This is a genomic window from Streptomyces sp. NPDC090499, assembly GCF_044769305.1.
In the GTDB taxonomy this organism is placed as follows: Bacteria; Actinomycetota; Actinomycetes; order Streptomycetales; family Streptomycetaceae; genus Streptomyces.
The window spans coordinates 17,505-41,443 of sequence record NZ_JBIVXP010000005.1 but is presented as its reverse complement, the minus strand read 5'-3'; the positions used below and the strand labels follow the sequence as shown (position 1 = coordinate 41,443).

At 67.7% G+C, this 23,939-nt stretch carries 22 protein-coding genes and 1 pseudogene; 16 read left to right on the top strand and 7 right to left on the bottom strand.

The features are described from left to right. Nucleotides 1–22: 22 nt before the first annotated feature. From ACIQVL_RS19455 to ACIQVL_RS19445, 3 genes are all read left to right on the top strand, one after another. Complete coding sequence (locus ACIQVL_RS19455) at nt 23–1,429, top strand: MFS transporter (RefSeq protein ID WP_403475931.1); 1,407 nt, start codon at nt 23–25, stop codon at nt 1,427–1,429. Nucleotides 1,430–1,603: 174 nt separating this feature from the next. Further along, nucleotides 1,604–2,536 (top strand): NADP-dependent oxidoreductase, encoded by a 933-nt coding sequence (locus ACIQVL_RS19450; protein WP_403442610.1) that lies wholly within the window; start codon nt 1,604–1,606, stop codon nt 2,534–2,536. A gap of 30 nt (nt 2,537–2,566) precedes the next feature. Next, nucleotides 2,567–3,484, top strand: coding sequence for an alpha/beta hydrolase (locus ACIQVL_RS19445; protein WP_403442612.1), 918 nt, complete (start codon nt 2,567–2,569; stop codon nt 3,482–3,484). 236 nt (nt 3,485–3,720) lie between these two features. On the opposite strand, the gene ACIQVL_RS19440 is transcribed toward ACIQVL_RS19445, so the two are convergent. Further along, on the bottom strand, nt 3,721–4,590 hold the full coding sequence (locus tag ACIQVL_RS19440; RefSeq protein ID WP_403442615.1) for a helix-turn-helix domain-containing protein: 870 nt from the start codon (nt 4,588–4,590) through the stop codon (nt 3,721–3,723). Nucleotides 4,591–4,696: 106 nt separating this feature from the next. Next, nucleotides 4,697–5,542, bottom strand: coding sequence for a helix-turn-helix domain-containing protein (locus ACIQVL_RS19435; protein WP_403442618.1), 846 nt, complete (start codon nt 5,540–5,542; stop codon nt 4,697–4,699). A 413-nt stretch (nt 5,543–5,955) separates the two neighbouring features. Here ACIQVL_RS19435 and ACIQVL_RS19430 point away from each other — a divergent pair, with 413 nt between their 5' ends. The 8 genes from ACIQVL_RS19430 (at nt 5,956) to ACIQVL_RS19395 (ending at nt 12,385) form a co-directional block, all read left to right on the top strand. Next, nucleotides 5,956–6,288 carry a carboxymuconolactone decarboxylase family protein gene (locus ACIQVL_RS19430; protein WP_403442621.1) on the top strand — a complete coding sequence of 111 codons (333 nt, stop codon included), beginning with the start codon at nt 5,956–5,958 and terminating at the stop codon, nt 6,286–6,288. 103 nt (nt 6,289–6,391) lie between these two features. Beyond that, nucleotides 6,392–6,799, top strand: a complete 408-nt coding sequence (locus ACIQVL_RS19425; RefSeq protein ID WP_403442622.1) for a cupin domain-containing protein — start codon at nt 6,392–6,394, stop codon at nt 6,797–6,799. Nucleotides 6,800–6,840: 41 nt separating this feature from the next. Further along, complete coding sequence (locus ACIQVL_RS19420; RefSeq protein WP_403442624.1) at nt 6,841–7,857, top strand: zinc-dependent alcohol dehydrogenase family protein; 1,017 nt, start codon at nt 6,841–6,843, stop codon at nt 7,855–7,857. A 96-nt stretch (nt 7,858–7,953) separates the two neighbouring features. Further along, nucleotides 7,954–8,376 (top strand): nuclear transport factor 2 family protein, encoded by a 423-nt coding sequence (locus ACIQVL_RS19415; protein WP_403442626.1) that lies wholly within the window; start codon nt 7,954–7,956, stop codon nt 8,374–8,376. A gap of 77 nt (nt 8,377–8,453) precedes the next feature. After that, a complete protein-coding gene (locus ACIQVL_RS19410; protein WP_403442629.1) occupies nt 8,454–9,287 on the top strand; it encodes an MFS transporter in 834 nt (277 codons plus the stop codon). After that, nucleotides 9,284–9,655 carry a DUF2255 family protein gene (locus ACIQVL_RS19405; RefSeq protein ID WP_403442632.1) on the top strand — a complete coding sequence of 124 codons (372 nt, stop codon included), beginning with the start codon at nt 9,284–9,286 and terminating at the stop codon, nt 9,653–9,655. Before ACIQVL_RS19410 ends, ACIQVL_RS19405 begins: the two co-directional genes overlap by 4 nt. 133 nt (nt 9,656–9,788) lie before the next feature. After that, nucleotides 9,789–11,372, top strand: coding sequence for a Na+/H+ antiporter (locus ACIQVL_RS19400; protein ID WP_403442634.1), 1,584 nt, complete (start codon nt 9,789–9,791; stop codon nt 11,370–11,372). Between the two features lie 53 nt (nt 11,373–11,425). Beyond that, nucleotides 11,426–12,385 carry an amidohydrolase family protein gene (locus ACIQVL_RS19395; protein ID WP_403442636.1) on the top strand — a complete coding sequence of 320 codons (960 nt, stop codon included), beginning with the start codon at nt 11,426–11,428 and terminating at the stop codon, nt 12,383–12,385. Nucleotides 12,386–12,579: 194 nt separating this feature from the next. On the opposite strand, the gene ACIQVL_RS19390 is transcribed toward ACIQVL_RS19395, so the two are convergent. The 3 genes from ACIQVL_RS19390 to ACIQVL_RS19380 form a co-directional block, all read right to left on the bottom strand. Further along, a complete protein-coding gene (locus tag ACIQVL_RS19390; RefSeq protein WP_403442639.1) occupies nt 12,580–13,161 on the bottom strand; it encodes a hypothetical protein in 582 nt (193 codons plus the stop codon). A 99-nt stretch (nt 13,162–13,260) separates the two neighbouring features. Next, nucleotides 13,261–13,737 carry a hypothetical protein gene (locus ACIQVL_RS19385; RefSeq protein WP_403442641.1) on the bottom strand — a complete coding sequence of 159 codons (477 nt, stop codon included), beginning with the start codon at nt 13,735–13,737 and terminating at the stop codon, nt 13,261–13,263. 839 nt (nt 13,738–14,576) lie between these two features. Then, nucleotides 14,577–15,521 carry an ABC transporter permease gene (locus tag ACIQVL_RS19380; RefSeq protein ID WP_403475930.1) on the bottom strand — a complete coding sequence of 315 codons (945 nt, stop codon included), beginning with the start codon at nt 15,519–15,521 and terminating at the stop codon, nt 14,577–14,579. A gap of 217 nt (nt 15,522–15,738) precedes the next feature. Here ACIQVL_RS19380 and ACIQVL_RS19375 point away from each other — a divergent pair, with 217 nt between their 5' ends. Beyond that, nucleotides 15,739–16,197, top strand: a complete 459-nt coding sequence (locus ACIQVL_RS19375) for a MarR family winged helix-turn-helix transcriptional regulator (RefSeq protein WP_403442647.1) — start codon at nt 15,739–15,741, stop codon at nt 16,195–16,197. 573 nt (nt 16,198–16,770) lie between these two features. Here ACIQVL_RS19375 and ACIQVL_RS19370 read toward each other — a convergent pair. Both ACIQVL_RS19370 and ACIQVL_RS19365 read right to left on the bottom strand, forming a co-directional pair. Continuing rightward, nucleotides 16,771–17,235, bottom strand: coding sequence for a hypothetical protein (locus ACIQVL_RS19370; RefSeq protein WP_403475929.1), 465 nt, complete (start codon nt 17,233–17,235; stop codon nt 16,771–16,773). Nucleotides 17,236–17,572: 337 nt separating this feature from the next. Continuing rightward, nucleotides 17,573–18,511: an NADP-dependent oxidoreductase gene (locus ACIQVL_RS19365; protein ID WP_403442652.1), complete on the bottom strand. Its 939-nt coding sequence runs from the start codon at nt 18,509–18,511 to the stop codon at nt 17,573–17,575. A 164-nt stretch (nt 18,512–18,675) separates the two neighbouring features. Between ACIQVL_RS19365 and ACIQVL_RS19360 the strand changes: the two genes are divergently transcribed. From ACIQVL_RS19360 to ACIQVL_RS19345, 4 genes and pseudogenes are all read left to right on the top strand, one after another. Continuing rightward, nucleotides 18,676–19,950 carry a LuxR C-terminal-related transcriptional regulator gene (locus tag ACIQVL_RS19360; RefSeq protein ID WP_403475928.1) on the top strand — a complete coding sequence of 425 codons (1,275 nt, stop codon included), beginning with the start codon at nt 18,676–18,678 and terminating at the stop codon, nt 19,948–19,950. Between the two features lie 293 nt (nt 19,951–20,243). Then, nucleotides 20,244–21,203: an aldo/keto reductase gene (locus tag ACIQVL_RS19355; protein WP_403442658.1), complete on the top strand. Its 960-nt coding sequence runs from the start codon at nt 20,244–20,246 to the stop codon at nt 21,201–21,203. Nucleotides 21,204–21,913: 710 nt separating this feature from the next. Continuing rightward, on the top strand, nt 21,914–22,795 hold the full coding sequence (locus ACIQVL_RS19350) for an aldo/keto reductase (protein WP_403442660.1): 882 nt from the start codon (nt 21,914–21,916) through the stop codon (nt 22,793–22,795). A gap of 388 nt (nt 22,796–23,183) precedes the next feature. Beyond that, a pseudogene (locus ACIQVL_RS19345) lies at nt 23,184–23,911 on the top strand (integrase core domain-containing protein). Nucleotides 23,912–23,939 lie beyond the last annotated feature (28 nt).

Here is a 23,939-nt window from a genome sequence, read left to right as displayed (position 1 = left end):
GACTGCAATCAGAGATCAACTGTTGCGCATTCCGGCCAGTGAAGGCGATATCCCCTGGTCGGGACATTTTCGAGCCGGGAAGCTCTCCCTTTACGAGCTCGGGACCGTCGGTCAATGCCCAGCAGGACCGGCAACTTGGTCAAGCACCGGCTTCGGCCCCGAAGGAGAACATCCCGTGACCGTACCGGAGCGGTCGTCGCCGACCGCGACCGAATCCGAGAGTCCGGCCGCTCCCACCGCCTCCCGGAACCCGATGACCCGCGGTCTGACATTCCTGTTCGCGGCTGCGGGTGGTGCCGCAGTTGGGAACCTGTACTGGGCACAACCGCTGCTCGGCTTCATCGCAGGCGACCTGCACGCTTCCACCGCCGCTGCGGGCTGGCTCATCACAGCCACCCAGATCGGCTACGCCGCGGGCATCCTGCTCCTCGTGCCGCTGGGTGACGTACGTGACAGGCGAGGACTCGTTCCCCTGATGATGCTGTGCTCAGCGGTCGCACTGCTGTTGTGCGCGTTGGCGCCGTCGTTCGGAATCCTGCTGGCTGCCATCACCCTGCTCGGGGTGACCACCGTCTCCGGACAACTGCTCGCTCCGCTCGCCGGTGATCTGGCCGACGACGACACCCGCGGCACCGTGGTCGGGACCGTGGTTTCGGGTCTCCTCACCGGCATTCTGGTGTCCCGGACGTTCAGCGGGCTGATTGCCGGATTCGCCGGCTGGCGGGCCATGTACGTCGGGGCGGCCGCCGCTGCGGTCGTGTTCGCGGCACTGCTCCGCCGAGGGATCCCGTCCCTTCCTCCGAAGAGCCGGATACCCTACCCGGCTCTGATCGCCTCCGTCGGGACGGCCGTGCGCCGTGAGCGAGCCGTGCGCTGGACACTCGTTCTCGGCGCGACGGCGTTCGCCGCGTTCACGATGTTCTGGACGGCACTGACGTTCCTGCTCAGCGCGCCGCCATTCGGGTATTCGGTGACCGAGATCGGCCTGTTCGGACTGGTCGGTGTGGCGGGGGCTCTCGCCGCCAGGCGGGCCGGACGCCTTCACGATCGCGGCATGTCACTGCCTGCTACCGGCGTCGCCTGGGCCCTGGCCCTGGCGGCCTTCGTCCTGGCCGCGTTCGCCGGGCACTCCGTGGCACTCGTCGTGGTCGTCATCGTCCTGCTCGACATCGCCGTCCAAGGCGTCAACCTGCTCAACCAGTCACGGATGTTCGCCGTGTCCGACGAGATGCGCAGCAGGCTCAACACGGCCTTCGTCACGAGCAACTTCGTCGGTGGCGCCGTCGGCTCCGCCGTCGCCTCGGAACTCTGGGGCAGGGGTGGTTGGACGTCCGTGACGGTCGCGGGCATGGCCCTCAGCGCCTTCGCACTCGTAGTGTGGGCGCTCGGCCTTCGCGGACCGCTCGTGGTTGTTCCGCGCTCACGCTGAACCGTGTGTGCGCTCCGGAAGCGCGGTAAGCGAACACGGCTGTGCCAGTAAGAGAAAATCCCTCGCCCCACTGCACGCATCCTGGGAAAGAATCTTCCCCTTTTACTGGCGTGCGCGACCATGGAATGTCGGATACCTCGGACGACTGTGTACAGAGTGATGAGAGGTATCCGAATGAAGGCGGTAGGTTTCACAGAGTTCGGCGGGCCCGAGGTGTTGCGGGTCCTGGAGCTGCCGACACCCGAGGCCGGTCCGGGCGAGGTGCGCATCCGGGTGCACGCCGCGACCGTCAACGCGGTCGACGCCCTGCAGCGCGGCGGCCCCGCCGCACAGCCGGACGCAGAACCGCCGTTCGTACCGGGCATGGACGCCGCGGGCGTCGTCGACCAGATCGGCCCAGGCGCCGACACCGATCTGCGAGTCGGAGACCGCGTGATGGCGATCGTGGTACCCAGCGGCTCGCACGGCGCCCATGCCGAGCAGGTGGTGGTGCCGGTGGAATCGGTCGTCCGCGCTCCCCGCGGTACGACCCACGAACAGGCCGCAGTCCTCCCGATGAACGGTCTGGCCGCACGTCTGGCACTGGACACCCTCGAACTGAGGTCCGGGCAGACCGTCGCGGTCACCGGAGCGGCCGGAGCGGTCGGCGGCTACACCGTCCAGCTGGCCAAGGCGGACGGACTCCGGGTAGTGGCCGACGCCTCGGAGCAGGATGAGGCACTGGTCAGGGAACTGGGCGCCGACATCGTGCTCCGCCGTGGTGCCGAGTACCCGGGCCGTGTACGCGCGGAGGTCCCTGACGGGGTCGACGGACTCGTGGACGGCGCGCTGCTCGGCGCTCTCACCGCCCAGGCGGTCCGCGACGGCGGCCGGGTGGCGACAATGCGCGGCTTCGACGGCCCCGGCGAGCGGAACATCGCCTTCCAGCCGGTCCTCGTGTTCCGGTACGCACGCGAACACGCCCGGCTCGACCGGCTCCGGCAGCAGGTGGAGGACGGCCGCATCACCCTCCGGATCGCGAAGACGTTCCCGGCTGAACAGGCCGCCGAGGCGCACCGACTTCTCGCCACGGGCGGAGTACGGGGCCGACTGGTCCTGACGTACTGACCCGGAAATCCACCTGAGAGGCGTGTTCTCGTGAAGATTCGAGTGTTCTTCCCCAGTCAGGGGCTGAAGGTCGCAGGCATTCTGTTCGTACCTGACGGGTACTCCGGTGAACGCCTGCCCGCGGTGGTCGTCGGCCATCCGTGGCGCGGGGTGAAGGAACAGACCGCTTCGATCTACGCCGAACGGTTGTCCCGCGAGGGCTTCGCCACCCTCGTTTTCGACGCCGCCTACCAGGGCGAGAGTGGCGGGACACCGCGTGGGCTGGAGGACCCCTTCCAGCGCGCCGAGGACGTGCGCGCGGCCGTCTCCTATCTGACCACCCGAAGGGACATCGCCCCCGAGCGGATCGGTGGGCTCGGCATCTGCGCGTCCGGCGGCTATGTGGCGTTCGCCGCGCAGACCGACCGCCGGATCAGGGCCGTGGCCACGGTCAGCGCGTTCGACACCCGTGGCGCGCTCTTCGACGGCATCGGCAGGATCCAGGGTCCTGAGGTCCGCGAGGCCCTGTTGAACCAGGCAGGGGTCCTGCGCAGCGCCGAGGCCCGTGGAGAGGGCGCCTTCTCCTTCCACGCCGCCTTCCCGGGCAAGGCGGAACTGGCCGCCCTCCCGGAGCGAAGCATGTACAGGGAGGGCTTCGAGTACTACCTCACGCCTCGCGGCGGCCACCCGCGCTCCGACAACTGGTCCGTGCTGCGGGCCGATGTGGTCGCCCAGTACGACGCCTTCGGCAACAACGCGTGGATCTCCCCGCGCCCACTGCTGATGATCGCCGGAACGGACGCCGACACTCTGTACTTCAGCGAGGAGGGTGTCGCCAAGGCCGCTGAACCGAAGGAGCTGTTCCTCATCGAGGGCGCTTCGCACATCGACCTCTACGACCGGGACGAGTACGTGACCCCGGCGGTCGCCAAACTCACCGAGTTCTTCGGCAAGCATCTGGCACCTTGACATATCAATCGCAGTCGGCCGGCGGCACGTGACCTGTGCTGCCGACCGACGGGCTTGACGCGCCGACGGGTGGGGAGCGCCTGCAGCCTCTACGGGACATTCTCGCTCTCCTGCGGTAGCTATCACGTCGCGATCCGTGTGCGGTCTGACACGGTCTGCGTTGCCTGCTCCACCGCTTCTCCGCGCCGCGCTGCTGAGGATCGGGACGACGCCACGAGCGCATCGCCACCTTTCGCTCATGCCGTCGCATCGCGTCCCGGCTGGTACGAGTCGGCTGTCCACGATGCGAGAAAACGCAGTCCGTCGTGGGACGGGGTGCCGGGCTCGGCGGTCCAGATGACCAGCTGCTGCGCCGGGTCTGCTGCGCAGGTCAGGCTGTCCCAGTCGAGAGTGAGGTCACCCACGACCGGGTGGTGCAGCCTTTTCGTGCCCACCCGCAGGCCCGCCGTCTGGCGGCCGCCCCACCATCGCCGGAAGTCGGCATCGGCAACGGAAAGTTCACCGACGAGAGACGCCAGCACGGGATCGCCCGGATACCTGGCGGCCTCCATGCGCAGCTGGGTGACGCAGATCCGGGCGTTCAACGTCCAGTCCGGATAGAGCTCCCGGAAGGCGGGGTCGGTGAAGAGGAGCCGGATGTAGTTGCGCTTTCCCTCGGGCACGCGGTCGAAGTCGGTGAGCAGAGCAGCTGCCAGTGGGTTCCATGCCAGGATGTCCGTGAAGCGGCCCATGACGATCGCAGGCGTCGTCGGCGCCTCGTTCAGCACACGCCTGAGCTGCGGCTGGACCTTCTGCGCCGACCTGCGGCGCGGTGTGGGGCCTTCCATCGCGGCGAGTGCAAACAGGTGGTCGCGCTGATCGTCGCCCAGATGCAGGACGCGGACGAGTGCGGCGAGCACCGACCTGGACACGGAAGCACGGCCCTGCTCCAAGCGTGTGTAGTAGCCGATGCTGATCCCTGCGAGCCGGGCGACCTCCTCGCGGCGCAGCCCGGGGACTCGCCTGGGCGTCCCGGACTCGGGCAGTCCAACGGTGCGCGGGCTGAGTTGCGATCGACTCGCTCTGAGGACCTCTCCCAGCTCGGACAAATGCGCTTTGCTGTACATAGCAACTAGCCTGACAGTATCTGGCCGAAGAGTGAGGGGGAAAATCCTTTCCCAGGATCCGGGCAACCATGGAACCCGGGCAAACCCCCTACGAATTCAGACCGCATCAGGCGCGACCCGCGGCCCGCGAGGCAAGAATGCGTAGTCCGTCGTACGACGGCGTACCAGGTTCCGCTGTCCAGGCGACGAGTTTTTGATCGGTCTCCGTGGCACAGGTGAGGGCATCGCAGTCGAGGATCAGTTCCCCGGCGGCGGGATGCCGGAGCCTCTGTGGGCCCAGGCGGCGCGACGCAACGACACGGCCTGCCCACCACTGCCCGAAGTCCTTGTCCTGCAAAGACAGTTCACCTACCAGCGCGTTCAGCCACGGGTCGTCCGGATACCTGACGGCCAGCAGGCGCAGATGGGACACACACGCCTGGGCGACGGTCCGCCAGTCCGCGTGCAGTCTCCGCATGGCGGGGTCGGTGAAGAGGATGCGGATGTAGTTCCGCTTCGTCTCCGGAACTTTCGAGAAATCGGTGAGCAGGGCCGCGGCGAGCGGATTCCACGCAAGTACGTCCATGTGCCGGCCGATCACCACCGCGGGTATGGAGGAGATGTCGTCGAGGAGGCGCCGCAGTTGCGGCTGCACCTTCTGTGCGGTCTGCCGACGAGACCGCATGCTTGGCCGGCCTGCCAGTTCGAAGAGGTGGTCGCGCTGCCCGTTGCCGAGGTGAAGGACTTTGGCGAGAGAAGCCAGTACGGGCGCGGACGGCCGTATGCGCCCTTGTTCCAGCCGCGTGTAGTAGTCGGTACTGATGGCCGCGAGCAGGGCGACCTCTTCCCGACGTAGGCCGGCCACACGCCTTGGGCCACCGGTTTCGGGTAGTCCGACGGTGCGCGGGCTCAGCTCTGCCCTCCGCGCCTTGAGGAACTCTCCCAGCTCGTTCGGATGCGCGTCGCTGGACATACCGGCCAGTATGGCACCACGGAGCCCTCCCAAGGGGGGAAGGATTTTTCCCTGGATAAGTACTTCCCGGACTGGAACTCTCCTCTTTGAGGTTTCGCACAGTGCCTGGCAGGGTCGAAGAAGACGAGGGCAGACGTTCCACACTGGCAGGAATTCACCGGAACAGTCAGCCACGCCGATTTCTCGGATCGGCAAGTCCTGCGGATGTGACCGGTACTTCGTGGCCTGCATCCCAGACGAGGAGGTGTGAAACGACAGTAAGGACGGATCATGAACAGGGCATCCGCACAGCCCCGACGACCCCTTCGCAGTCGCCCGGTATTGACGTCCTTCAGCTTGGTTCGCACCTGAACCAGGCACCGGCTGGGAGCCGGCTGCCCTGAACACTCAACACATGCTAGGAGCACAACCGCATGTCCGAACGGAAGAAGTTCGCGCCGCCGGCGATCCAGGAGTTCGCCCCCAAGCTCGCGGAGGTGACCGACCTGGTCCTGTTCGGCGACGTCTGGGAGCGGCCGGGCCTGTCCCCGCGCGATCGCAGCCTGGTCACGGTGACCGCGCTCGCCGCCCTCTACCGCACTGACCAGCTCGGCTTCCACCTCGGCAAGGCGCTGGAGAACGGCGTGACCAAGGACGAGCTGGTCGAGGCCATCACTCACCTGGCCTTCTACGCCGGATGGCCCAACGCCATGACCGCGATGAACCTGCTCAAGGACATCGTGGAGAAGGCCGACCAGTCCGGCTGAGCCTCTCCCCACAACCCTCCCCCACGCGCGGGCTCCATCATCGCCCCCCCCACGAAGCCGCTGCACCGTCTGAGCGGCACCCGCCACCAAGGAAAAACGCACCATGGAACTGCTGAAGCAGCCCCCGACCATGAAGCTGCCTGCGGAATGGTTCACCGGCGACGCCTACGCGGACGTGATCTACCGCGGCGAGGACCCGTCGCGGATGAGGGCCAACATGGTCCGGTTCACCCCAGGTGCCCGAACCGCCTGGCACTCCCACGCCCTCGGCCAGACCCTCTACATCGTCGAGGGCATCGCCTTGGTGCAGTCCCGCGGCGGTGACCTCGTCGAGGCCCACCCAGGCGACGTCATACACACACCCCCGGGCGAGGAGCACTGGCATGGCGCCGCGCCCGACCGGTTCATGGTCCATCTCGCCCTGTGGGAGACGGACGACGCCACATGGCTCGAGCACGTTTCCGACGACGCGTACAACGGCCCTCGAATCACCACCCGTACCCGTCCCTGACATCCCACCCACCAGACCCCGACGAGAACTGAGAAAGCGTCATGCGAGCAACGGTTATTCACGCCCCTGGTGACATCCGGGTGGAGAATGCCCCCGAACCGAAGATCATGGCACCGACCGACGCGGTCATCCGTACCGTCGCCACCTGCGTGTGTGGTTCCGATCTGTGGAGCTACCGGGGTATCAACCCGGTCACCCGGCCGCAGCCGATCGGCCACGAGTACGTGGGCATCGTCGAGGAAATCGGCAGCGAGGTGTCGACCGTCAAGCCCGGCCAATTCGTCATCGGCTCCTTCATCGCCTCCGACAACACCTGCCCGAACTGTCAGGCCGGCTACCAGACCAACTGCCGGCATCGGGACTTCCCCAACGGCTGCCAGGCCGAGTACGTCCGCATCCCCCTCGCCGACGGCACGCTGGTCGCCACCCGGGATCAGCCGGACGAGGAGCTGATCCCGAGCCTGCTGACTCTGTCCGACGTCATGGGCACCGGCTGGTACGCCGCCAGGGCGGCGGAGGTCAGGCCGGGTTCGACAGCTGTGGTGGTCGGTGACGGCGCGGTGGGTCTGTCCGGCGTCATCGCGGCGAAGGAACTGGGTGCCGAACGCATCATCGCCATGAGCCGGCACGAGCCCCGCCAAAAGCTCGCCCTGGAGTTCGGCGCCACCGACATCGTCACCGAGCGCGGCGAGGAAGGCATCGCCCGCGTCAAGGAGCTGACGAACGGCATCGGCGCCGACTCCGTCCTGGAGTGCGTCGGCACGCAGCAGTCCATGCACCAGGCCCTGCAGTCCACCCGCCCCGGCGGGAACGTCGGCTTCGTCGGCATGCCCCACGACGTACGGATCGACGGAGAGCAGCTGTTCTTCTCCCACGTCGGCCTGCGCGGCGGCCCCGCCCCCGTACGCGCCTACCTCCCCGACCTGATCGACCGCGTCCTGAGCGGTCGGATCAACCCGGGCAAGGTTTTCGACCTCACCCTGCCTCTGGACCGGGTCGCCGAGGGATACAAGGCCATGGACGAGCGCCGCGCCATCAAGGCACTGCTGCGTCCATGACCCGAGTTCCGGGTGGTGGGCGCACCCAGTGATGCACCCACCACCCGGAAGGAACCACGCCCGCCCATCGCTGCCAAGCAGAACGGACCGACGGCCATGACCAGCAAGGCGATCGCCACCGTCGAGGCGTACCTGGATGCCCTCGGCGCGCGGGACATGGAACAGATCCTCTCCCACTTCGCCGCCGACTCCACCTGGACCATCCCCGGCGATCCTGCGCTGACGCCGTGGGCCGGGAGCCGTACCGGGCCGGAGGAGATCCGTCAGTCCCTCACCTCGTTCTTCACCGCCGTCGAACCGCTCACGTTCGAACTGCGCCCCTTGGTGGAGACCGGTGGCCGGGTACTGGCACCGGGTCGGTATGTCTCCCGGTTCCATCCCTCGGGGCAGGTACTCGAAAGCGAGATGATCCTGCGCTTCGCGGTCGCCGACGGCGTGATCACTGACTACCGGGTCTTCGAGGACTCGCTCGGTGTCACCCGTACCCACCTCGGTGAGCCCCTCACCGGTCCTGCCTGACCTCAGTTCCTCCGGCACCCGCGAACAGGCGGTTCCCGTTCGTCCGTACGCATTCCTCGGTCCCAGGAGACCACCGCATGTCCGCCCCGCACGCCGCGTCCCCACCCACCACGCACGGAGCCGGCCACCGTCGTGCCGCGCCCGCCTTTGCGCTGGCCGCCGCGCTGCTCGGCTTCTTCGTGATCACCTTCGACACCTCGGTCGTCAACGTCGCCCTGCCCGCGGTGCACAGCGACCTCGGCGGCGGTATGAGCGGACTGCAGTGGGTGATGGACGGATACGCGCTGGCGTTCGCGGCGGTGCTGCTGTCCGCGGGGTCCATGAGCGATCGGGTCGGCGCACGGCGTGCGTTCGCTATGGGGCTGGCGGTGTTCGTCGCCTCCTCGACGGTGTGCGGTCCGGCACCCGACCTGGCCACGCTCGTCATCGCCCGCGTGGTGCAGGGCCTGGGCGCAGCGATGATGACGCCGTCCTCCCGGACGCTGATCCGTGAGGGCTACAGCGACCCGGTCGAGCGGGGCAGAGCGATCGCCCTGTGGACCGTCGGCGGCGCCGTGGCCGCGGCGGCCGGACCTGTGACGGGTGGCGCTCTGAGCCTGATCAGCTGGCGGATGATCTTCTTCATCAACCTGCCGGTGGGCGTCGCGGCAGTGGTTCTGCTGGTGCGCGTGGCTCGCTCAGCGGGACGCGAAGTGCCGCACGACCGGACCGGACAGATCGCGGCCGTCACGGCCATGGGAGCGTTGACGTACGGAGTGATCGAGGTGGGCGCCGACGGCCTCGGTGCGCCACGGGTGCTCGTGTCCCTGACGGTCACCGCGCTGGCGTTGGCCGTCTTCGTGACCGCTCAGCCAGCCTCCCAGCGAGCCAAGACCTCTTGCCGGCCCAGAAGAACCGGAGCAACCTCATGACTGCATGGACCAGCGACGAACTGAACCGCATCGGCGGAGCCGACGAGTTGGAGATGGCTCCACTACGACGCGACGGCACCCTGCGTGAGCCGGTGCCCATCTGGGTCGTCCGTGACGGCGACGACCTGTACGTCCGCTCCTACCGGGGACCCGAAGGCGCCTGGTGGCGCACGGCCCGAGCAAGCCATGAGGCACACATCCGCTCCGGCGGCGTCGACAGGAACGTCACCTTCGCGGAAGTGCCGGACCCCGGTACCAACGACCGCATCGACACCGCGTACCGCACCAAGTACGGCCGCTTCGGCGGCGCCTACGTCGACCCCATGGTGGCGGCGCGCTCGACGACACTGAGGCTGGTGCCCCGGTGAGTGCGACACCCCCGGCGGTTCCCGTGACAATCCCGGCGCCCACCCACGAGCGCGCCGCCGACCGTCGATCCGCCGTCCTTGGCCTCCCCTTCGCCGACCTGCACGCCGAACACGCGCGGCGGGAGAGAACTCCATGCTAGGTCTCGAGCTTGTGGTGATCCTCGGCGTGGCGGTACTGGCGGGCAACGCCCTCGGACAGCGCATCGGTGTCGCGCCGCCCGTCATGCTCCTTGCCCTGGGCGCTGTGATCGGGCTCGTTCCGGCCGTCCGCCAGACGCAACTCCCCCCGGAAGTAGTTCTGTTGCTCTTCCTCCCGGTGCTGCTGTACTGGGAGAGCCTGACCACGTCGACGCGGGAGATCCGCACGAACCTGCGCGGCATCGTCCTGCTCAGCACCGTCCTGGTGATCCTCACCGCGTGGGCCGTGGCGTTCGCCGCGCACACGCTCGGACTGCCGTGGGGACCGGCCTGGGCGCTGGGTGCGGCGGTGGCTCCCACGGACGCGACGGCGGTCGGCGCCCTGGCCGGCGCCCTGCCGCGCCGCCAGGTCACCGTGCTGCGGGCGGAGAGTCTCGTCAACGACGGCACCGCGCTGGTCATCTACGGCCTGGCGGTCGGTATCACCGTCGGGGAGGACCACCTGACCCTCCCCCACGTCGGCGCCCTGTTCCTTCTCGCCTACGGCGGCGGGGCCGCGGTGGGCATGGCGGTCGCCTGGATCAACATGAACCTGCGCCGCCGCCTGGCCGATCCCCTGCTGGGCAATCTCGTCATGATCCTGGCCCCCTTCACGGCGTATCTGCTCGCCGAGCTGATCCACGCCTCCGGGGTCCTCGCGGTCGTCGTCAGCGGGCTGATCATGGCCCAGGTGGCGCCGACTCTCATCCGTGCCGAGCACCGCCGCCAGGCCCTGGCCTTCTGGCCGCTGGCCACGTTCATCATCAACGGCGCGCTGTTCGTCCTGGTCGGGGTGGAACTGCAATACGCGCTGCGCCACCTGAGCCGGTCCGATCTGCGAGACGCCCTGCTCGCGGTCGGTGTGATCAGCGTGGTGCTGGTCGCGGTGCGGTTCGCGTTCCTGTTCTCCTCCGCCTTCCTGATCCGTGCCATCGACCGGCGCCCCCAGCAGCTGGAGCTGAGGATCAGCCACCGGGCCCGGGTGGTCAGCGGTTTCGCTGGCTTCCGCGGAGCGGTGTCGCTGGCCGTCGCGCTCTCCGTACCGGAGACCCTCGACTCGGGTGCGCCCTTCCCCGGCCGTGACTTCATCGTCTTCGTCACCTCCGGGGTCATCGTGGTGACCCTCGTGGTGCAAGGCCTGCTCCTGCCGGGCGTGGTGCGCTGGGCCCGGCTGTCACGCGACACCTCCGTCGACGAGGAGCACCTTCTTGCCGAGACCCTGGCGACCGAGGAAGCCCTCAAGGCGCTGCCGCACCTCGCCGCCCAACTCGGCACCGGCCCGAAGGTCGTGGAGTGGCTTCGCCAGGAGTACGAGGCCCACCTGGCGACCGTACGAGCCAGTGGCGCCGGCTCCGACGACCCTGCCCTTCTCCACAACCGCCACTACACCGACCTGCGTCTCGCACTCATCGCCCACAAACGCGCCACCGTCGTCCGCCTGCGCGACGAACGACAAATCGATGACACCGTGCTGCGTCGGCTCCAGGCCGCCCTGGACAACGAGGAGGTACGACTGGCCGGACTCGAGCAAGTGGAGTGAGTCCGATACCACCACCCGGCTTCGCCACGCCCCAGAGAAGGGATCCCGCTCTCATGTCCTCCGCCTTCATCGACGTCCACGCCCACCTCCTCCCGGACTTCTACGTCCAGGAGGCGACAGCGGCGGGGCACGCCCACCCCGACGGAATGGGAGGCTGGCCTACCTGGTCCGCGCAGGCCCACCTGGCCCTGATGGACCGCAACGGCATCGAGACCTCGATGCTGTCCATGTCCTCCCCCGGCGTGCACTTCGGCGACGACAAGGCGGCCCGCAGCCTCGCCCGGCGCGTCAACGAGTACACCGCCGAGCTGACCCGCGACCACCCAGGCCGCTTCGGGACCTTCGCGTCGCTTCCCCTCCCGGACGTGGACGGAACCCTGGAGGAGATCACGTTCGCCTTCGACGAGCTCCACGTCGACGGCGTCGCACTGCTGACCCACACGCAGGGCATGTATCTGGGCGACCAGCGCCTCGACCCGGTCTTCGCGGAACTCGACCGCCGGCGGGCCGTGGTCTTCCTGCACCCCACCTCGCCGGTCTGCTGGGAACAGTCCGCACTCGGCAGGCCGCGGCCGATGGTCGAGTACATCTTCGACACGGCCCGCACCGTCACGGACCTGCTGATGTCAGGCGTCCTGACCCGCCATCCGAACATGACCGTGATCGTCCCGCACTGCGGCGGCGCCGTTCCCGTCCTGGCCGACCGCATCAACGAGTTCATGCGACTGTTCCTGCCTCCGGAGGAGGCGCCCGCCCAGGACGCCGTACAGCAACTACAGGGCCTGTACTACGACACCGCGGGCACCGCCTTCCCCCGCCAGATCCCCGCGTTGCTCGGCCTCATCGCCCCTGACCGCGTACTGTTCGGCAGCGACTACTGCTGGACGCCCTCCCCGCTGGCCGACGCACACATCGCGGCCATCGACGCAGTGGAGCCACCGGTGGCAGGGGCCACGTGGCGTTCCCTGACGACGGCCAACGCCAACCGCCTGTTCCCGGGAACCGCCCGATAACGCCAGCCGCAGCGCGGCTTTCACGAGGTCAGCTCGACTCACGAAGTCAAACAGCGTCGGCCGGTCCTCCTCGCACCAGGTCGATCGCAACAGCCACGGGCCGCGGCGCCTCATGGGCCGGGCTTCCGAGTTTCGGCATCAGCACGACGAGCCGTCGTGTGGCACCGGAGCCGGCGAACGGTGAACGTCGGGAATCAGCACGGTGGACACGACGGGAGAACGCACACAGCGTGAGCTCCGCCCATATCCTCCGCCTCCTGGGTGTCACGGGCAATGCGGTGAACCACGACGTTGCCCAGGTCCCGGGACAACTGCGCGACAAGCGCGGACACACCACGGTCCCAGTCGGGCGGGGCGCCCACAGGCGGGACCATGATCAGCTCCAGTACGTCGGCGGGATGCGCGGCAGTTCCCTCGACGACGGCGCCGCTCAGCGCGAGGTATGCCGGTACGGGGTAGAGGCGGGCTCGCGTCTGTTCGAGGACCGCGTCGACGACGCGGTCACGCAGGTTCGCCAACTGGCTTAGCGCGCCCCAGGCGATGTGACCGGGGACGATACGCACGGCTTCGCCGTTCCGTCTGGGAGCGACAAGGCCGAGCAGACCGAGCCGGAAGAGCGCCGCCTCGATTTGGGCAGGTGCGACCGCGGCATTCTTGGACAAGTCGGCAAGGGGTACTGGCCGGGCGGCGTCTGCGAGGTGATGGTCGACGAGGGCTGTGAGAAGCCGACCCGAGGTTCCGGGGAACAGGGAGGACAGAGGCGTTCTGAAGTTCATGGCGCGTCCTGAGGTGAGAAGGTTCTCGTCGGCTCCGCAGGCAGGTGGCATCGACGGCGGAGCCGACGAGAGTCTGTAGGCAGTCGGCGTTCCGAGGGATCAGACACCGGAGCGCGGATCGCTCACCAGCGCGGTGGCGGCCTCGTGGAACTCCTTCAGAACGTCGAGGAAACCGGTCCTTCCCCACAGCTTCAGCCCCAGAACGGCTGTACCCACAGCCGTAATGTGCACGGCCCCTGAAAGATCTCGGCACGACACCGCACGCATCGCCGACTGGTCGCCGCGCGCCCAGGCCCGGGTCGCCTCGCCCACGGCGAACTCATAGTGGGGCGGGGCCGCGGCGGCGAGTTCGTCGGCCTGGCGCACCAGGTCGTCCAGGTTCCATGATTTACCGGTCAGCTCCAAAATACTGATCGTGGAACGCAGCAGACCGTTCAGGATGGCGTACACCTCGATCGAACCGCCCTCGTTCAGACCCTCCAGCGCCTCTCGAACCGCGATGCCGTTGTGGTCCATGTAGCCCCGGACGAGCTTCAATGCCCGGCCGTGGGAGATCTGGTGCGCTGCATCGCTCATGGGGCTCACGCTATGGGCTCCAAGCTGGGCACGAATCGGTCTCTTGGCGCAACGCGCCTCGGAACAAAGCACTAGGACCTACAACCAGGACCGCTCCCTCAGCCTCCATCCTGAGGCCGCCGTTGCCTGGCTCGACGACTGCACCCCTTCTCCTACTGCGGAAACCGTGACCGGAGGGACGGTTGGGGGGCTTGGAATCCACGGCGTACGTCTACGGCGCAGGGTCCCTCGTCAACATGCACACATGCCCTGCCATGAATCTGGGCGCTCTCCTCGGCAAGCCGTGTGATGCACCTCGACTGGGCCGGCGGACTACTGCTGGGGGCGGTATGGCTCTGGTCGTCTTCGGCATAGGAAAGGCGCGGCAACTGGGACCGGGCCAGGCCCCGTAGCGCCCTCCGCCTGGCTTCCGGGGTGCTCGCGATGGTGTCCTTCGCCATCTCATGGAGCTGCGCGCCCAGCAGCCGGTCGGCCGGCCCATCCTCCAACAGCGGGCAGCCTGCGCCGTAGTGATCGTGCCATCGCTCGCCCAGGGCGTTTTCTTCGTCGTGCCGTGCTGACGTTCTTGGCGCCGTACCCAGACCATCCGCACGTCAGCGAGACTGGGATGGACCGTGATCGACAGCGGTGTGCTTCCCCACGAACATCGGCTTTCGCGGCGTGGATGTCGCGCTCGCAGCCTTGTCAAGGTTGGCGCTGTGCTCACTTCTTGGGGTGCGCGGCTCAGGCACCCCGAAGAGGCGTCGGCACCCTGAGCAACCATGAGGGCGGTGCCATTGACCGGCCGCCGCATGGTGTGAACGTCGGTGTGGGCGGCCGCCCCGGATGTCGGCCCGCTGTCAGACGGCTGCCTTACGGCGCGGGGTGTGGATGTCCCGCCAGTAGATGACACCGACGCACAGCACTATCCATCCTGTGAGGATGACGATGGCCCCGGTGAGGCCGTCGTTGTGGAAGTGCGACAGCCCCTGGACCGCGCGTACACCGACACCGACCGGAAGGATCTCCGACAGCGGACGGAGCCAGCCCGGCAGGTACGCCGCCGGAAGCGTCCCGCCGCTGGTGCTGTTGCCCAATGTCAGAAGAACCACCGAGGCCAAGGACATGCCTGCCGCCCCGAACAGTCGCATGAAGGCCATCGTCGCGCCTCCGACCGCAGCCGCCATGAGCGCGACGATGCCCACGATCCCTACGAACGAACCGGTCAACGCGCCGAAACCGAGGCTTCCCGCCAGCATCGCGACCACCACTCCACCGAGCACACTGAACGAAGCAAGACTCGCCATGCGCCAGCGGAACTCGAGGCGGGGAGCCATCTGGTAGGTCATCATGCCGAACAGGAACCCGGCCAGGACCACTCCGAACGCGGCGTAGAAGACGGACATGCTGCGGCTGTCTCCGGCCGGCGCAGGGACGATGTCCTTCTGTACGAGGGCGTGCCCGCTCGCTTGGGCGACAGCCGTGAACGCCCCGGTGACCGTGGAGGTCACCGAGGGGCCGTTGGCACCGGCGTACAACAGCGTCGGCGCCCCCTTCGTATGGGCGACGTATGCCGCGTAGACCTTGCGGTCCTCCACGGCGGCACGGGCGTCGGCCTCATGGCTGTACCACTTCACGTCGAACCCGCCGGGTATGCCCTTCTCCAGGCCCGCGGCAGCATAGCCGTACTGCTGCGTGGTGCCGACGACGGCCACCGGGAGGTGGTGAGGCTTCGGGGCGTGGAAGGCCGCGAGGTAGACGCTCACAAAAGTGGAGCCGATGATCAGCACCACGGCAACGGGCATGAGGATGCCCTTGAGCCCCGTGGCGCCGCGCTGGGAAGGAGCGGAGTCTTCGGCATGGTGATGATGCGCGTGCCGGGGAGCATCGGGAGTGTGCGGGACGGTGGCCGCCAGAGAGGGGGCCGGAGTGGACGATGTGGGCACGGATCTTCTTCCTCCAATGTAAGCTGCCTGATAGTTATCGCATCTAACTGTAAGGCACCTTCCATCAGGAGTTCGTGTGATCCACGACCCATCCACTCGCACTAGCTATCTGGCCTGGCAGGTTGCCCATGTCATGGGGGTACGCACCGAGAAGGCACTACGCCCACTCGGCCTGACCACGGCGCAGCACAATGCGCTGATGCACGTCGCACGCACGCCTGGGATCTCCTCGGCCGACATCGCTCGTCGCACCGGGATCACGCCCCAGTCAATGGGGGCAGCGGTCAACGCACTGGTCGAGCGTGGCCTGCTCGAGCGCAGGCAGCACCCCACCAGTCGGAGAGTCGTTCAGCTGGGAATCACAGAAGCCGGGGAGGCGCTGGCGACACAGGCACAAGAAGTGCTGACGCGCGTTGACGACGATGCGGTGTCGGTGCTCAGCAGTGAGGAACGCGCGTCGGTGCATGCGCTCCTCATGCGCCTGCTCGTCGATCTCAACCCCGATGCACTCCCTGCCGCCGACCACTCCGCATGACGATGGGGGCGGAATGCGACCGACGGCTATGCCGTTGCGTCATGGATCCGGTGATCTTGACAACGCGGGGCCAATTTCGCCTGATCAACCGCTGCGGGTCGTGGAAGACCTTCACGGACGTCGAACCCGGAACGGTTCAGACTGCATCGGTGAACCAGAACCATGCCCTACCCGGGGTCGGAGGCTCCCTGGCCGCCCAGATCACTTCCCAGCGCAATGCTGCGGGCGTCGGTCCGTTGCGTCCATGCCAGGTCGTGCGCCCAAGAAGACGCCAATCCGGCGCGACGAGCCGTGGTCCGACTTCGCGTCAAGCGCGGAGCCTTGTGCCAGGCGTCGTAGGCACGTCGCGGGCCGCGGGCAAACTCGTCCGCTCGACCCACGCGAAACCACGGACCCCGTGCCGGGCGACAACGGCGGTGGCCGCTCGACCGATCCGGGCGGAGAGCACAGCGAGCGCAACACAGACCAGCCACACCTCGTCGCGCAAACGGGCAGCGGGCCTCGGCCATGTTCCTTGAGGCTGGCCGGCGCACGGCCGCTACCCGGACTCAACGCGCCGGCGTCAGCGTTCTGTCAGCCACTGACGGCGGCATAGACCTTGGCGAGGTCGAACATGTTGTGGACGGAGACGAACCTCTGCGACTCGATGTCAATGGTGAAGATCGAGGCAGACGGCACCGCGACTCGCGTGCCCTTGCCCTTGACGGAGAAGGTCGGAAGGGCGGTGGAGACGACGGTCACGGTCGAGGCGCGCCGACCTGGCAGCAGATTCACCGGAACGACGTCACCCATCAGCGGAGTGTTCCAGACCTCGATCCCCGTGTGCTTGACGGTGACGACGTTGCAGAACTGTGCCGACCACTCCTTGACTGCCTCGACGGTCACGATCGGCTCGTCGGTGTTGAACTGCAAGATCGTGGTCGGCGCTGCGAGGTAGGCGTTCGAGATGCGGGCAGGATCCCCGGAGTCGACGGCGTCGTAGTAGGCCTTACTGATCCGGACGATGTCGGAGGCGGTGATCGCGGTCTTGTCGCTCATGGCGGGTTCGCTTTCATGTGGTTTCGAGGTGGATTCCGGGTCTCGCCTGGCTCCTGCTCGACCGCGGCCAGGCCAGGCCAGGCCAGGCCATCAACGCATACATCCACACCACCCCCACCCAATGGCTCACCACCCTGCAACAGGGCGGGCAGCCGATCCTCATGGGAACCCCAGATCCAAGGCCTCCCCGACAGCCCTCCAAACGATCAGAGCTGACGCGGCCAGGTCTGCCCGCTCTGCCGACCTGGCTCGCGGAGGTCCGGCCGGAGGGCGGCCTCGCAGCCGCCCTCCCGCACCCCGGTTTTGTGTGTTGGGTGGGTTGTGGTGGGGGTGTGGTTCAGGGGAGGAGGACGAGCTTGCCGCGGGGGTGGCCGGCTTCGCTGAGCTGGTGGGCGTGGGCGGCTTCGGTGAGGGGGAGGCTGCGGTCGATGCGGACGTTGAGCTGTCCGTCGGCGGCCTGGCGGGCGTATTCGGCGAGTTGCGGGCCGAACTGGGGGCGGGGGCCGGTGGACATGGTGATGCCCAGTTCGGGGGCGCGGGCGTCGTGGATGGTGACGATGCGGTCGGTGGTGTTGCCGCGCAGTTCCATGGAGATCTCCAGGGCGTCGATGCCGGCGTCGTAGACGGCGTCGATGCCCTGCGGGGCGGCGGCGCGTACGCGGTCGACGACGCCGTCGCCGTAGGTGACGGGGACGGCTCCCAGGGAACGCAGGAAGTCGTGGTTGGCCTCGGAGGCGGTGCCGATGACGGTGACGCCGCGGCGGACCGCGAGCTGGACGCCGACCGAGCCGACGACGCCGGCGGCCCCGTGCAGCAGCAGCGTCTCGCCGGCCGTCACCTTCAGCAGGTCCAGCACGCGGTCGGAGGTCTCGACGGCGACGGGCAGTGCCGCGGCCGTCTCCCAGCTCAGGCCGGCCGGCTTGGGCGCGACGTCCGCGGCCATGGCGAGGGCGTACTGCGCGTACGCGCCGGTGATGCCGGCGACGGGGAAGTGGGGGGCGATGTTGAAGCCGAGGACCTCGTCGCCCACCGCCACGCCGGTGACGCCTTCGCCGACCTCGTCCACGATGCCGGCCACTTCCCCGCCCGGCACGGCGGGGAAGGACATGGGGAACATCTGGTGCAGCCACCCGTAGCGGATCTTGTAGTCGATCGGGTTGACGCCGGCGGCCATGACCTTCAGCCGGACCTGGCCGGGGCCCGCGTGCGGCTCCTGGACCTCGGCAACCCGCAGGACCTCCGAGCCGCCGTACTCGGTGTAAATGACTGCCTTCATCTCTGGTGACTCCTCTGTACATGCACATGCCGCCACGGAAACGGGCGGTGGACAACACCTTCGATTCTCGGCAGGCACGGCCCGGCCCCCGCTGTCCTTTCGGACGGTTACGGCCAGCCGAAAGGACAGCACCGGGCAAGGACGGGCTGCTTACGCTGGTACACATGGATCTCACCGTCGCAGCCGAAGTGATCGCGGCACCCAAGCCCGAGACCCTGCCGCGCCTGTCCGCCGCCCTGGCCGACGCCCTTCACCACACAGGACTGGCCGAGCTGACCAACTGTGCGCAGTCCCCCTTCCAGACCCACGGAGAATCGCCCGGCAATGCAAGCTCGGCCGTCACCATCGGCGAGGTGGCCGCACTACGGCCCCTGATGCCTGCGAGTGGAATCTGGCAGGGTCGGGCCACCATGGCGGGTGTCGAGGTGCCGGTGGTGGCATTGTCCAGTGCCCGGTCCAAGCCGGCGGCGCTGTTGGTCCTCCTGCGGACCGAGGACACTCCCGTGCCACAGGAGGAGCTGGCACCTGTGCTGGCGATGTGGGACCTGCTGACCGCCCACCGAGTAGGCCTGCAGACCGACGCGATCCCCCCGGGGAGACTGGCCACGTCACGCGCCGCGGCAGCCGCACGCGCGATGGCCATCTCCGAGCTGGGCGAGGCACACGCAACCGCCCTGACCACACTTCTCCAGACGCTCCGCGACCGTGACCTCGACGACACCGACGCCCGGACGCGCGGCATCGACCTCGCCGTCACCGCCCTGTCCGAACTGCGCTCGCGTGCCGAACTCGATCAGGTGCTGGTCGAGGAGCGTGGCTCGGATGCCTTCGAGCGGCTCACCGACTCGCTGCGCCGAATCCTGCGTCCCCGCGGAGTACAGCTGGACCTCGGCATACCCGGCGCGGAGGAAGGCGCGGACCGGATGCTGCCCGGCGATGTGGTCAACACGGTGTCCGCAGCGGTCCGGGCAGTCGTGTACGCCTCACTGGAGGATCAGGGTGGATCCGATCGTCAGGTCAGCCGGATCCACGTCGGCTGGAAGGTGGACAACGCAGACGTGCGCGCCACCGTCCGGGACGACGGGCCCGGAGCTCTGTCCCGGCGTTCCTTCGACACTCGTCGGGTCATCGAGCGGCTGGCAGCGCTCGGCGGGCGGCTCGAGGTGGACGCGGTGCCGGGCTGGGGCACCACGGTGACCGTCGAAGTCCCTCTCACACCGCCTGAAACGCCCCGCGAGGACCCATTGGCCGAACTGGGCCCACGAGAGCTGGAAGTGCTGGAACAGCTGGCCCACGGGCGTCGCAACCGCGACATCGCCCAGCAACTGCATATCAGCGAGTCGACGGTGAAGTTCCACCTGGCCAAGATTTTTGACAAGCTGGGCGTCAGTTCCCGCGGAGAGGCGGCTGCACTCGCCCATCACTGGGGCGCCGCGTAGCGCGCACCAACGTGCGTTCGGCGAGGCGGCCATGAACCTCCTCGAACCTCTTCAGAGATCCTCTGAGCACAGCAACAAGCCACATCACGCTCAGTGACACCGTGACGTCCGCGAGCCGTTCAGCCAAGCCAGGCTTCCGCACTCGCGCACAGTCCGTGCTGCTGGGCTGTGAAAGAGGACTGACGGCATGCCTGGGACTCACGTCGCGAGCACGTCAAGGACATGTCCCGGAACCATCAGCTGACCGGGCGCCCGTCGGCACCAGCCGCCTCGTCACCAACGGAGAAGCGATCATGAAGCACACCACTCTCGGAACCCTGGACGTTGGGCGCATCGGCCTGGGGGCGATGGGGATGACCGGCGCGGGTACCGACGGGATCGCGTCGATCCGCACCATCCACCGGGCCCTGGATCTGGGCGTCACCCTCCTGGACACCGCCGAGGGCTACGGCCCCTACGTCAACGAGGAGCTGATCGGCAAAGCGGTCAGCACTCGACGCGACCAGGTCGTGCTCGCCACCAAGTTCGGACTCGTCTACCACTCCGGGGTGGGGCGGCTCGACAGCAGCCCGGCCAACGTCCGAGAGGCCGTCGAAGGCTCCCTCACACGGCTGGGCACCGACCGCATCGACCTGTACTACCAGCACCGAGTCGACCCCAACGTCCCGATTGAGGAGACTGTCGGCGCGCTCGGCGACCTGGTTGCCGAGGGCAAGGTCCGCCACATCGGGCTGTCCGAGGCGGGACCCGAGACCATCAGCCGCGCCCACGCCGTGCACCCGGTCACCGCGGTCCAGTCGGAATACTCCCTGTGGACCCGCGACCTGGAAGTGACCGTACTGCCGCTGTGCCGCGAACTGGGGATCGGGTTCGTCCCCTACTCACCGCTCGGTCGCGGCTTCCTGACCGGAACGATCAACTCCCCCGATGACCTCCCCGAGGGTGACTGGCGCCGGCACCATCCGCGCTTCACCGGCGAGAACCTCCAGCACAACCTGCGCATCACCCAGGAAGTACGGTCCATCGCCGCCGAAGCCGACGCCACCCCTGCACAGGTCGCCCTGGCCTGGCTCCTCGCCCAAGGCGAGCACATCGCACCGATTCCCGGCACCAAGCGCGTCTCCCGCCTCGAGGAGAACCTCGGCGCCGACTCCATCAAATTGACCCCCGCGCAGATCGCCAAGCTCGGCGAGCTGCCCACAGCAGCGGGGGCGCACCATCCCGAGGCGCAGATGCGCCTGCTTGAGCGCTGATCGCAGACTGAGCAGCGTCGTCCTGGCAGGAGCTCGGAGGCTCACTATGTGCCGCTCTACCGGCATCACCTCGTCGGCTGAGCCACTTGCCTCGCCCTCTCGAACCAATCAGCTACTCCTTTGGCTAGCACCTTCCCTCCTTCGGGCCGGCTTCGGCGACCTCGAGTCGGCTCGCAATCGTCTTGAAGCGCATCTGAGGAAAAGTGCTGCTGTCACGAACGTCGACCGATCAGCTACCTCCCGCGAACGTCGCAATGGCGCCCGGGAATCCCCCTGACACTGCCGTCACCTGGGCAGCTGCCCATCCAAGGAGAATCATGAGCGTCACACCTTCAGTCAGCCACCTCTGCCGGGCAGCCCTGGTCACCGCGGTCCTGAGTGCCGTGCTCGGATTCGTTCTCGTCCCCCAAGCCCAGGCCACGAGCGTGCCCGTGCCGCCTTCTCCGGGGTACTGCCAGACCCACCCCAGCTCGCCGGACTGCGCTGGCTGACATCCGGCGACAGGCGGGAAGGCCACCTCCGATGCGCCGCCGCTCCCCAGATCGCGGGGGTGCGATGGAATTCCAGGTTCGGACATCGTCGAACGGTACGCCCGCGAGTGAGGATCTGCAGGACCGAGGCCTGTCAAAGCCTGGGGCACCTGCGTCTGTCCTGGCTCGGACCGGGGCGCCCCGGATTACACGTCACGCACGACGCGGAGTACTCGACTCATGCACTCAAACCCCACGTCAACTCCCCGGATCACGTTGCGAGGCGGGACCACGATCCCGCAGCTCGGCTTCGGCACTCTGGCCCTGCAACCGGACTGGGAAACCGCGGAAGCCGATGTCGAGGCGACCGCCAAAACCGTCGCTCAGGCCCTAGAGGCAGGGTATCGGCACATTGACACCGCCCAGTCCTACGGCAACGAACAAGCCGTCGGACGAGCTATCGCCGCGTGCGGAATCCCGCGCGACGACCTTTACATCACCAGCAAGCTTGCCACCAGCAACCATGCACCGGACGACGTACGACGCTCTTTCGACCAGACCCTGCAGAACCTCGGCCTGGAGCAGCTCGACCTATTCTTGATCCACTGGCCGGCCCCCACGCTCTATGACGGGGACTACGTCTCAACCTGGCAAGCTCTTATCGAACTCGTCGCCGAGGGACGGTTGCACAGCGCGGGCGTCTCCAACTTCCAGCCTGCCCATCTCGACCGCATCGTCGAGGCGACCGGCATCGCACCCGCCCTCAACCAGTTCGAGATCCATCCCTACTTCCCGAATCGCACCGTACGCGAAGCGTCCATGCGGCACGGAGTCGCCATCGAGGCGTACTGTCCGCTCGGCCACAATCGCGAACCTCTCACCGATCCGGCCATCACCCACATCGCCGGCGAGCATGGCAAGTCGACAGCGCAGATCATCCTTCGCTGGCACATCCAGCACGACCACATCGCCATCCCCAAGTCCAGTCGTCGCGAGCACATGCGCGAAAACATCGACATCTTTGACTTCGAGCTCACGCCGGACGAGATGCGTGCCATCGACGCACTCGACCGAGGCCCCAGCGGACGGGTCGGCCCGCACCCCGACACTCACCAGGGCTGACAACCCACAAGGCGGAAGCCTTCCAGTCACATGAGCGGGAGCCTTTTCACCAATTGCTCCATTTTGGGACGCCGTCGCAGTCAGGTCCGGTGGAGTCGATGAGGGTGATGCAACTTTCACGCCGAACAAGGTGACGAAACGGATGTTTTGGTCGCCTGCTCCTGCTTCATCCCGACGCACCGGATTACGCGCAGTGCGCTGCGCGTGCCGGCACGCGCACCTGGGCCTGGCGGGCAGTACAGGATCCGACGCCACAACTGCCGCTCAAACAGATGGGCTGATTGCTGTGGTAAGGCCCCACGCGCGGCATTGTGCGTGCCGAGAATCTCGTCCGCTCAGGTCATCCCGCTTGCGGCCGCTGCCAGTTGGCACGGCATGATGACCACTCGTGCTCCTGCGTCTCGCCCGTCTGGCCGTGTCGAACGCCTTCGCCGCGCTCTGGCTGCTCCCGATAAGCGACCGCGCCAAGGACGCCGAGATCCTGGCCCTACGCCACCAGATCACGGTCCTTGAGCGCCAACTCGGCCCGAAAAGGGTGAAGTTTGTCCCCGAGGATCGGGCCTTCCTCGCCGCGCTCCTGGCACCGCTGCCGCCCAGGTGCTGCGTCGTCTCCGGCTTCTGGTACGTCCGGACACGGTGCTGCGGTGGCACCACAACCTGGTGAAGCAGCGGCACGCCCGCATCTACCGCCCCAAGCGGCCCGGACGGCCGCGCACCGTCCGCTCGATCCGGGCGCTGGTCCTGCGCCTGGCCCGCGAGAACAGCGGCTGGGGCTACCGCCGTATCCACGAGATCCTCGCCGACGTCGGCATCCAGAGCGTGTTCACCGGCGTCCGCATGCCAAGGATGAACTCGATCATGGAGAGATGGGTGCTCAGCCTCCGCCGCGAGCTCCTCGACCGCACCCTCATCTGGAACGCTCACCACCTGCGCCATGCCCTGAGCGAGTACGAGCGGTTCCACAACGAGCACCGCACCCACCGCTTCCTGCACGCAGCCGCGCCGCTGCGCGCTCTCCCCGAAACCATCACCGACCCCAGGGGGATCGCTCGCCTCGACGTACGTCGACACGACCGCCTCGGCGGAGTGATCCACGAGTACCAACACGCCGCTTGACCTTCACGGACGTGATTCTCGGCACGCA

What these genes read in the sequence shown, in the direction of transcription:
- ACIQVL_RS19420 (WP_403442624.1), top strand. Translation starts at nt 6,841, where the DNA reads ATGCGAGCAACGGTTATTCACGCCCCTGGTGACATCCGGGTGGAGAAT.
- ACIQVL_RS19350 (WP_403442660.1), top strand. Translation starts at nt 21,914, where the DNA reads ATGCACTCAAACCCCACGTCAACTCCCCGGATCACGTTGCGAGGCGGG.
- ACIQVL_RS19415 (WP_403442626.1), top strand. Translation starts at nt 7,954, where the DNA reads ATGACCAGCAAGGCGATCGCCACCGTCGAGGCGTACCTGGATGCCCTC.
- ACIQVL_RS19395 (WP_403442636.1), top strand. Translation starts at nt 11,426, where the DNA reads ATGTCCTCCGCCTTCATCGACGTCCACGCCCACCTCCTCCCGGACTTC.
- ACIQVL_RS19400 (WP_403442634.1), top strand. Translation starts at nt 9,789, where the DNA reads ATGCTAGGTCTCGAGCTTGTGGTGATCCTCGGCGTGGCGGTACTGGCG.
- ACIQVL_RS19370 (WP_403475929.1), bottom strand. Translation starts at nt 17,235, where the DNA reads ATGAGCGACAAGACCGCGATCACCGCCTCCGACATCGTCCGGATCAGT.
- ACIQVL_RS19380 (WP_403475930.1), bottom strand. Translation starts at nt 15,521, where the DNA reads ATGCCCGTTGCCGTGGTGCTGATCATCGGCTCCACTTTTGTGAGCGTC.
- ACIQVL_RS19435 (WP_403442618.1), bottom strand. Translation starts at nt 5,542, where the DNA reads ATGTCCAGCGACGCGCATCCGAACGAGCTGGGAGAGTTCCTCAAGGCG.
- ACIQVL_RS19440 (WP_403442615.1), bottom strand. Translation starts at nt 4,590, where the DNA reads ATGTACAGCAAAGCGCATTTGTCCGAGCTGGGAGAGGTCCTCAGAGCG.
- ACIQVL_RS19365 (WP_403442652.1), bottom strand. Translation starts at nt 18,511, where the DNA reads ATGAAGGCAGTCATTTACACCGAGTACGGCGGCTCGGAGGTCCTGCGG.
- ACIQVL_RS19355 (WP_403442658.1), top strand. Translation starts at nt 20,244, where the DNA reads ATGAAGCACACCACTCTCGGAACCCTGGACGTTGGGCGCATCGGCCTG.
- ACIQVL_RS19450 (WP_403442610.1), top strand. Translation starts at nt 1,604, where the DNA reads ATGAAGGCGGTAGGTTTCACAGAGTTCGGCGGGCCCGAGGTGTTGCGG.
- ACIQVL_RS19425 (WP_403442622.1), top strand. Translation starts at nt 6,392, where the DNA reads ATGGAACTGCTGAAGCAGCCCCCGACCATGAAGCTGCCTGCGGAATGG.
- ACIQVL_RS19390 (WP_403442639.1), bottom strand. Translation starts at nt 13,161, where the DNA reads ATGAACTTCAGAACGCCTCTGTCCTCCCTGTTCCCCGGAACCTCGGGT.
- ACIQVL_RS19410 (WP_403442629.1), top strand. Translation starts at nt 8,454, where the DNA reads ATGTCCGCCCCGCACGCCGCGTCCCCACCCACCACGCACGGAGCCGGC.
- ACIQVL_RS19360 (WP_403475928.1), top strand. Translation starts at nt 18,676, where the DNA reads ATGGATCTCACCGTCGCAGCCGAAGTGATCGCGGCACCCAAGCCCGAG.
- ACIQVL_RS19405 (WP_403442632.1), top strand. Translation starts at nt 9,284, where the DNA reads ATGACTGCATGGACCAGCGACGAACTGAACCGCATCGGCGGAGCCGAC.
- ACIQVL_RS19430 (WP_403442621.1), top strand. Translation starts at nt 5,956, where the DNA reads ATGTCCGAACGGAAGAAGTTCGCGCCGCCGGCGATCCAGGAGTTCGCC.
- ACIQVL_RS19385 (WP_403442641.1), bottom strand. Translation starts at nt 13,737, where the DNA reads ATGAGCGATGCAGCGCACCAGATCTCCCACGGCCGGGCATTGAAGCTC.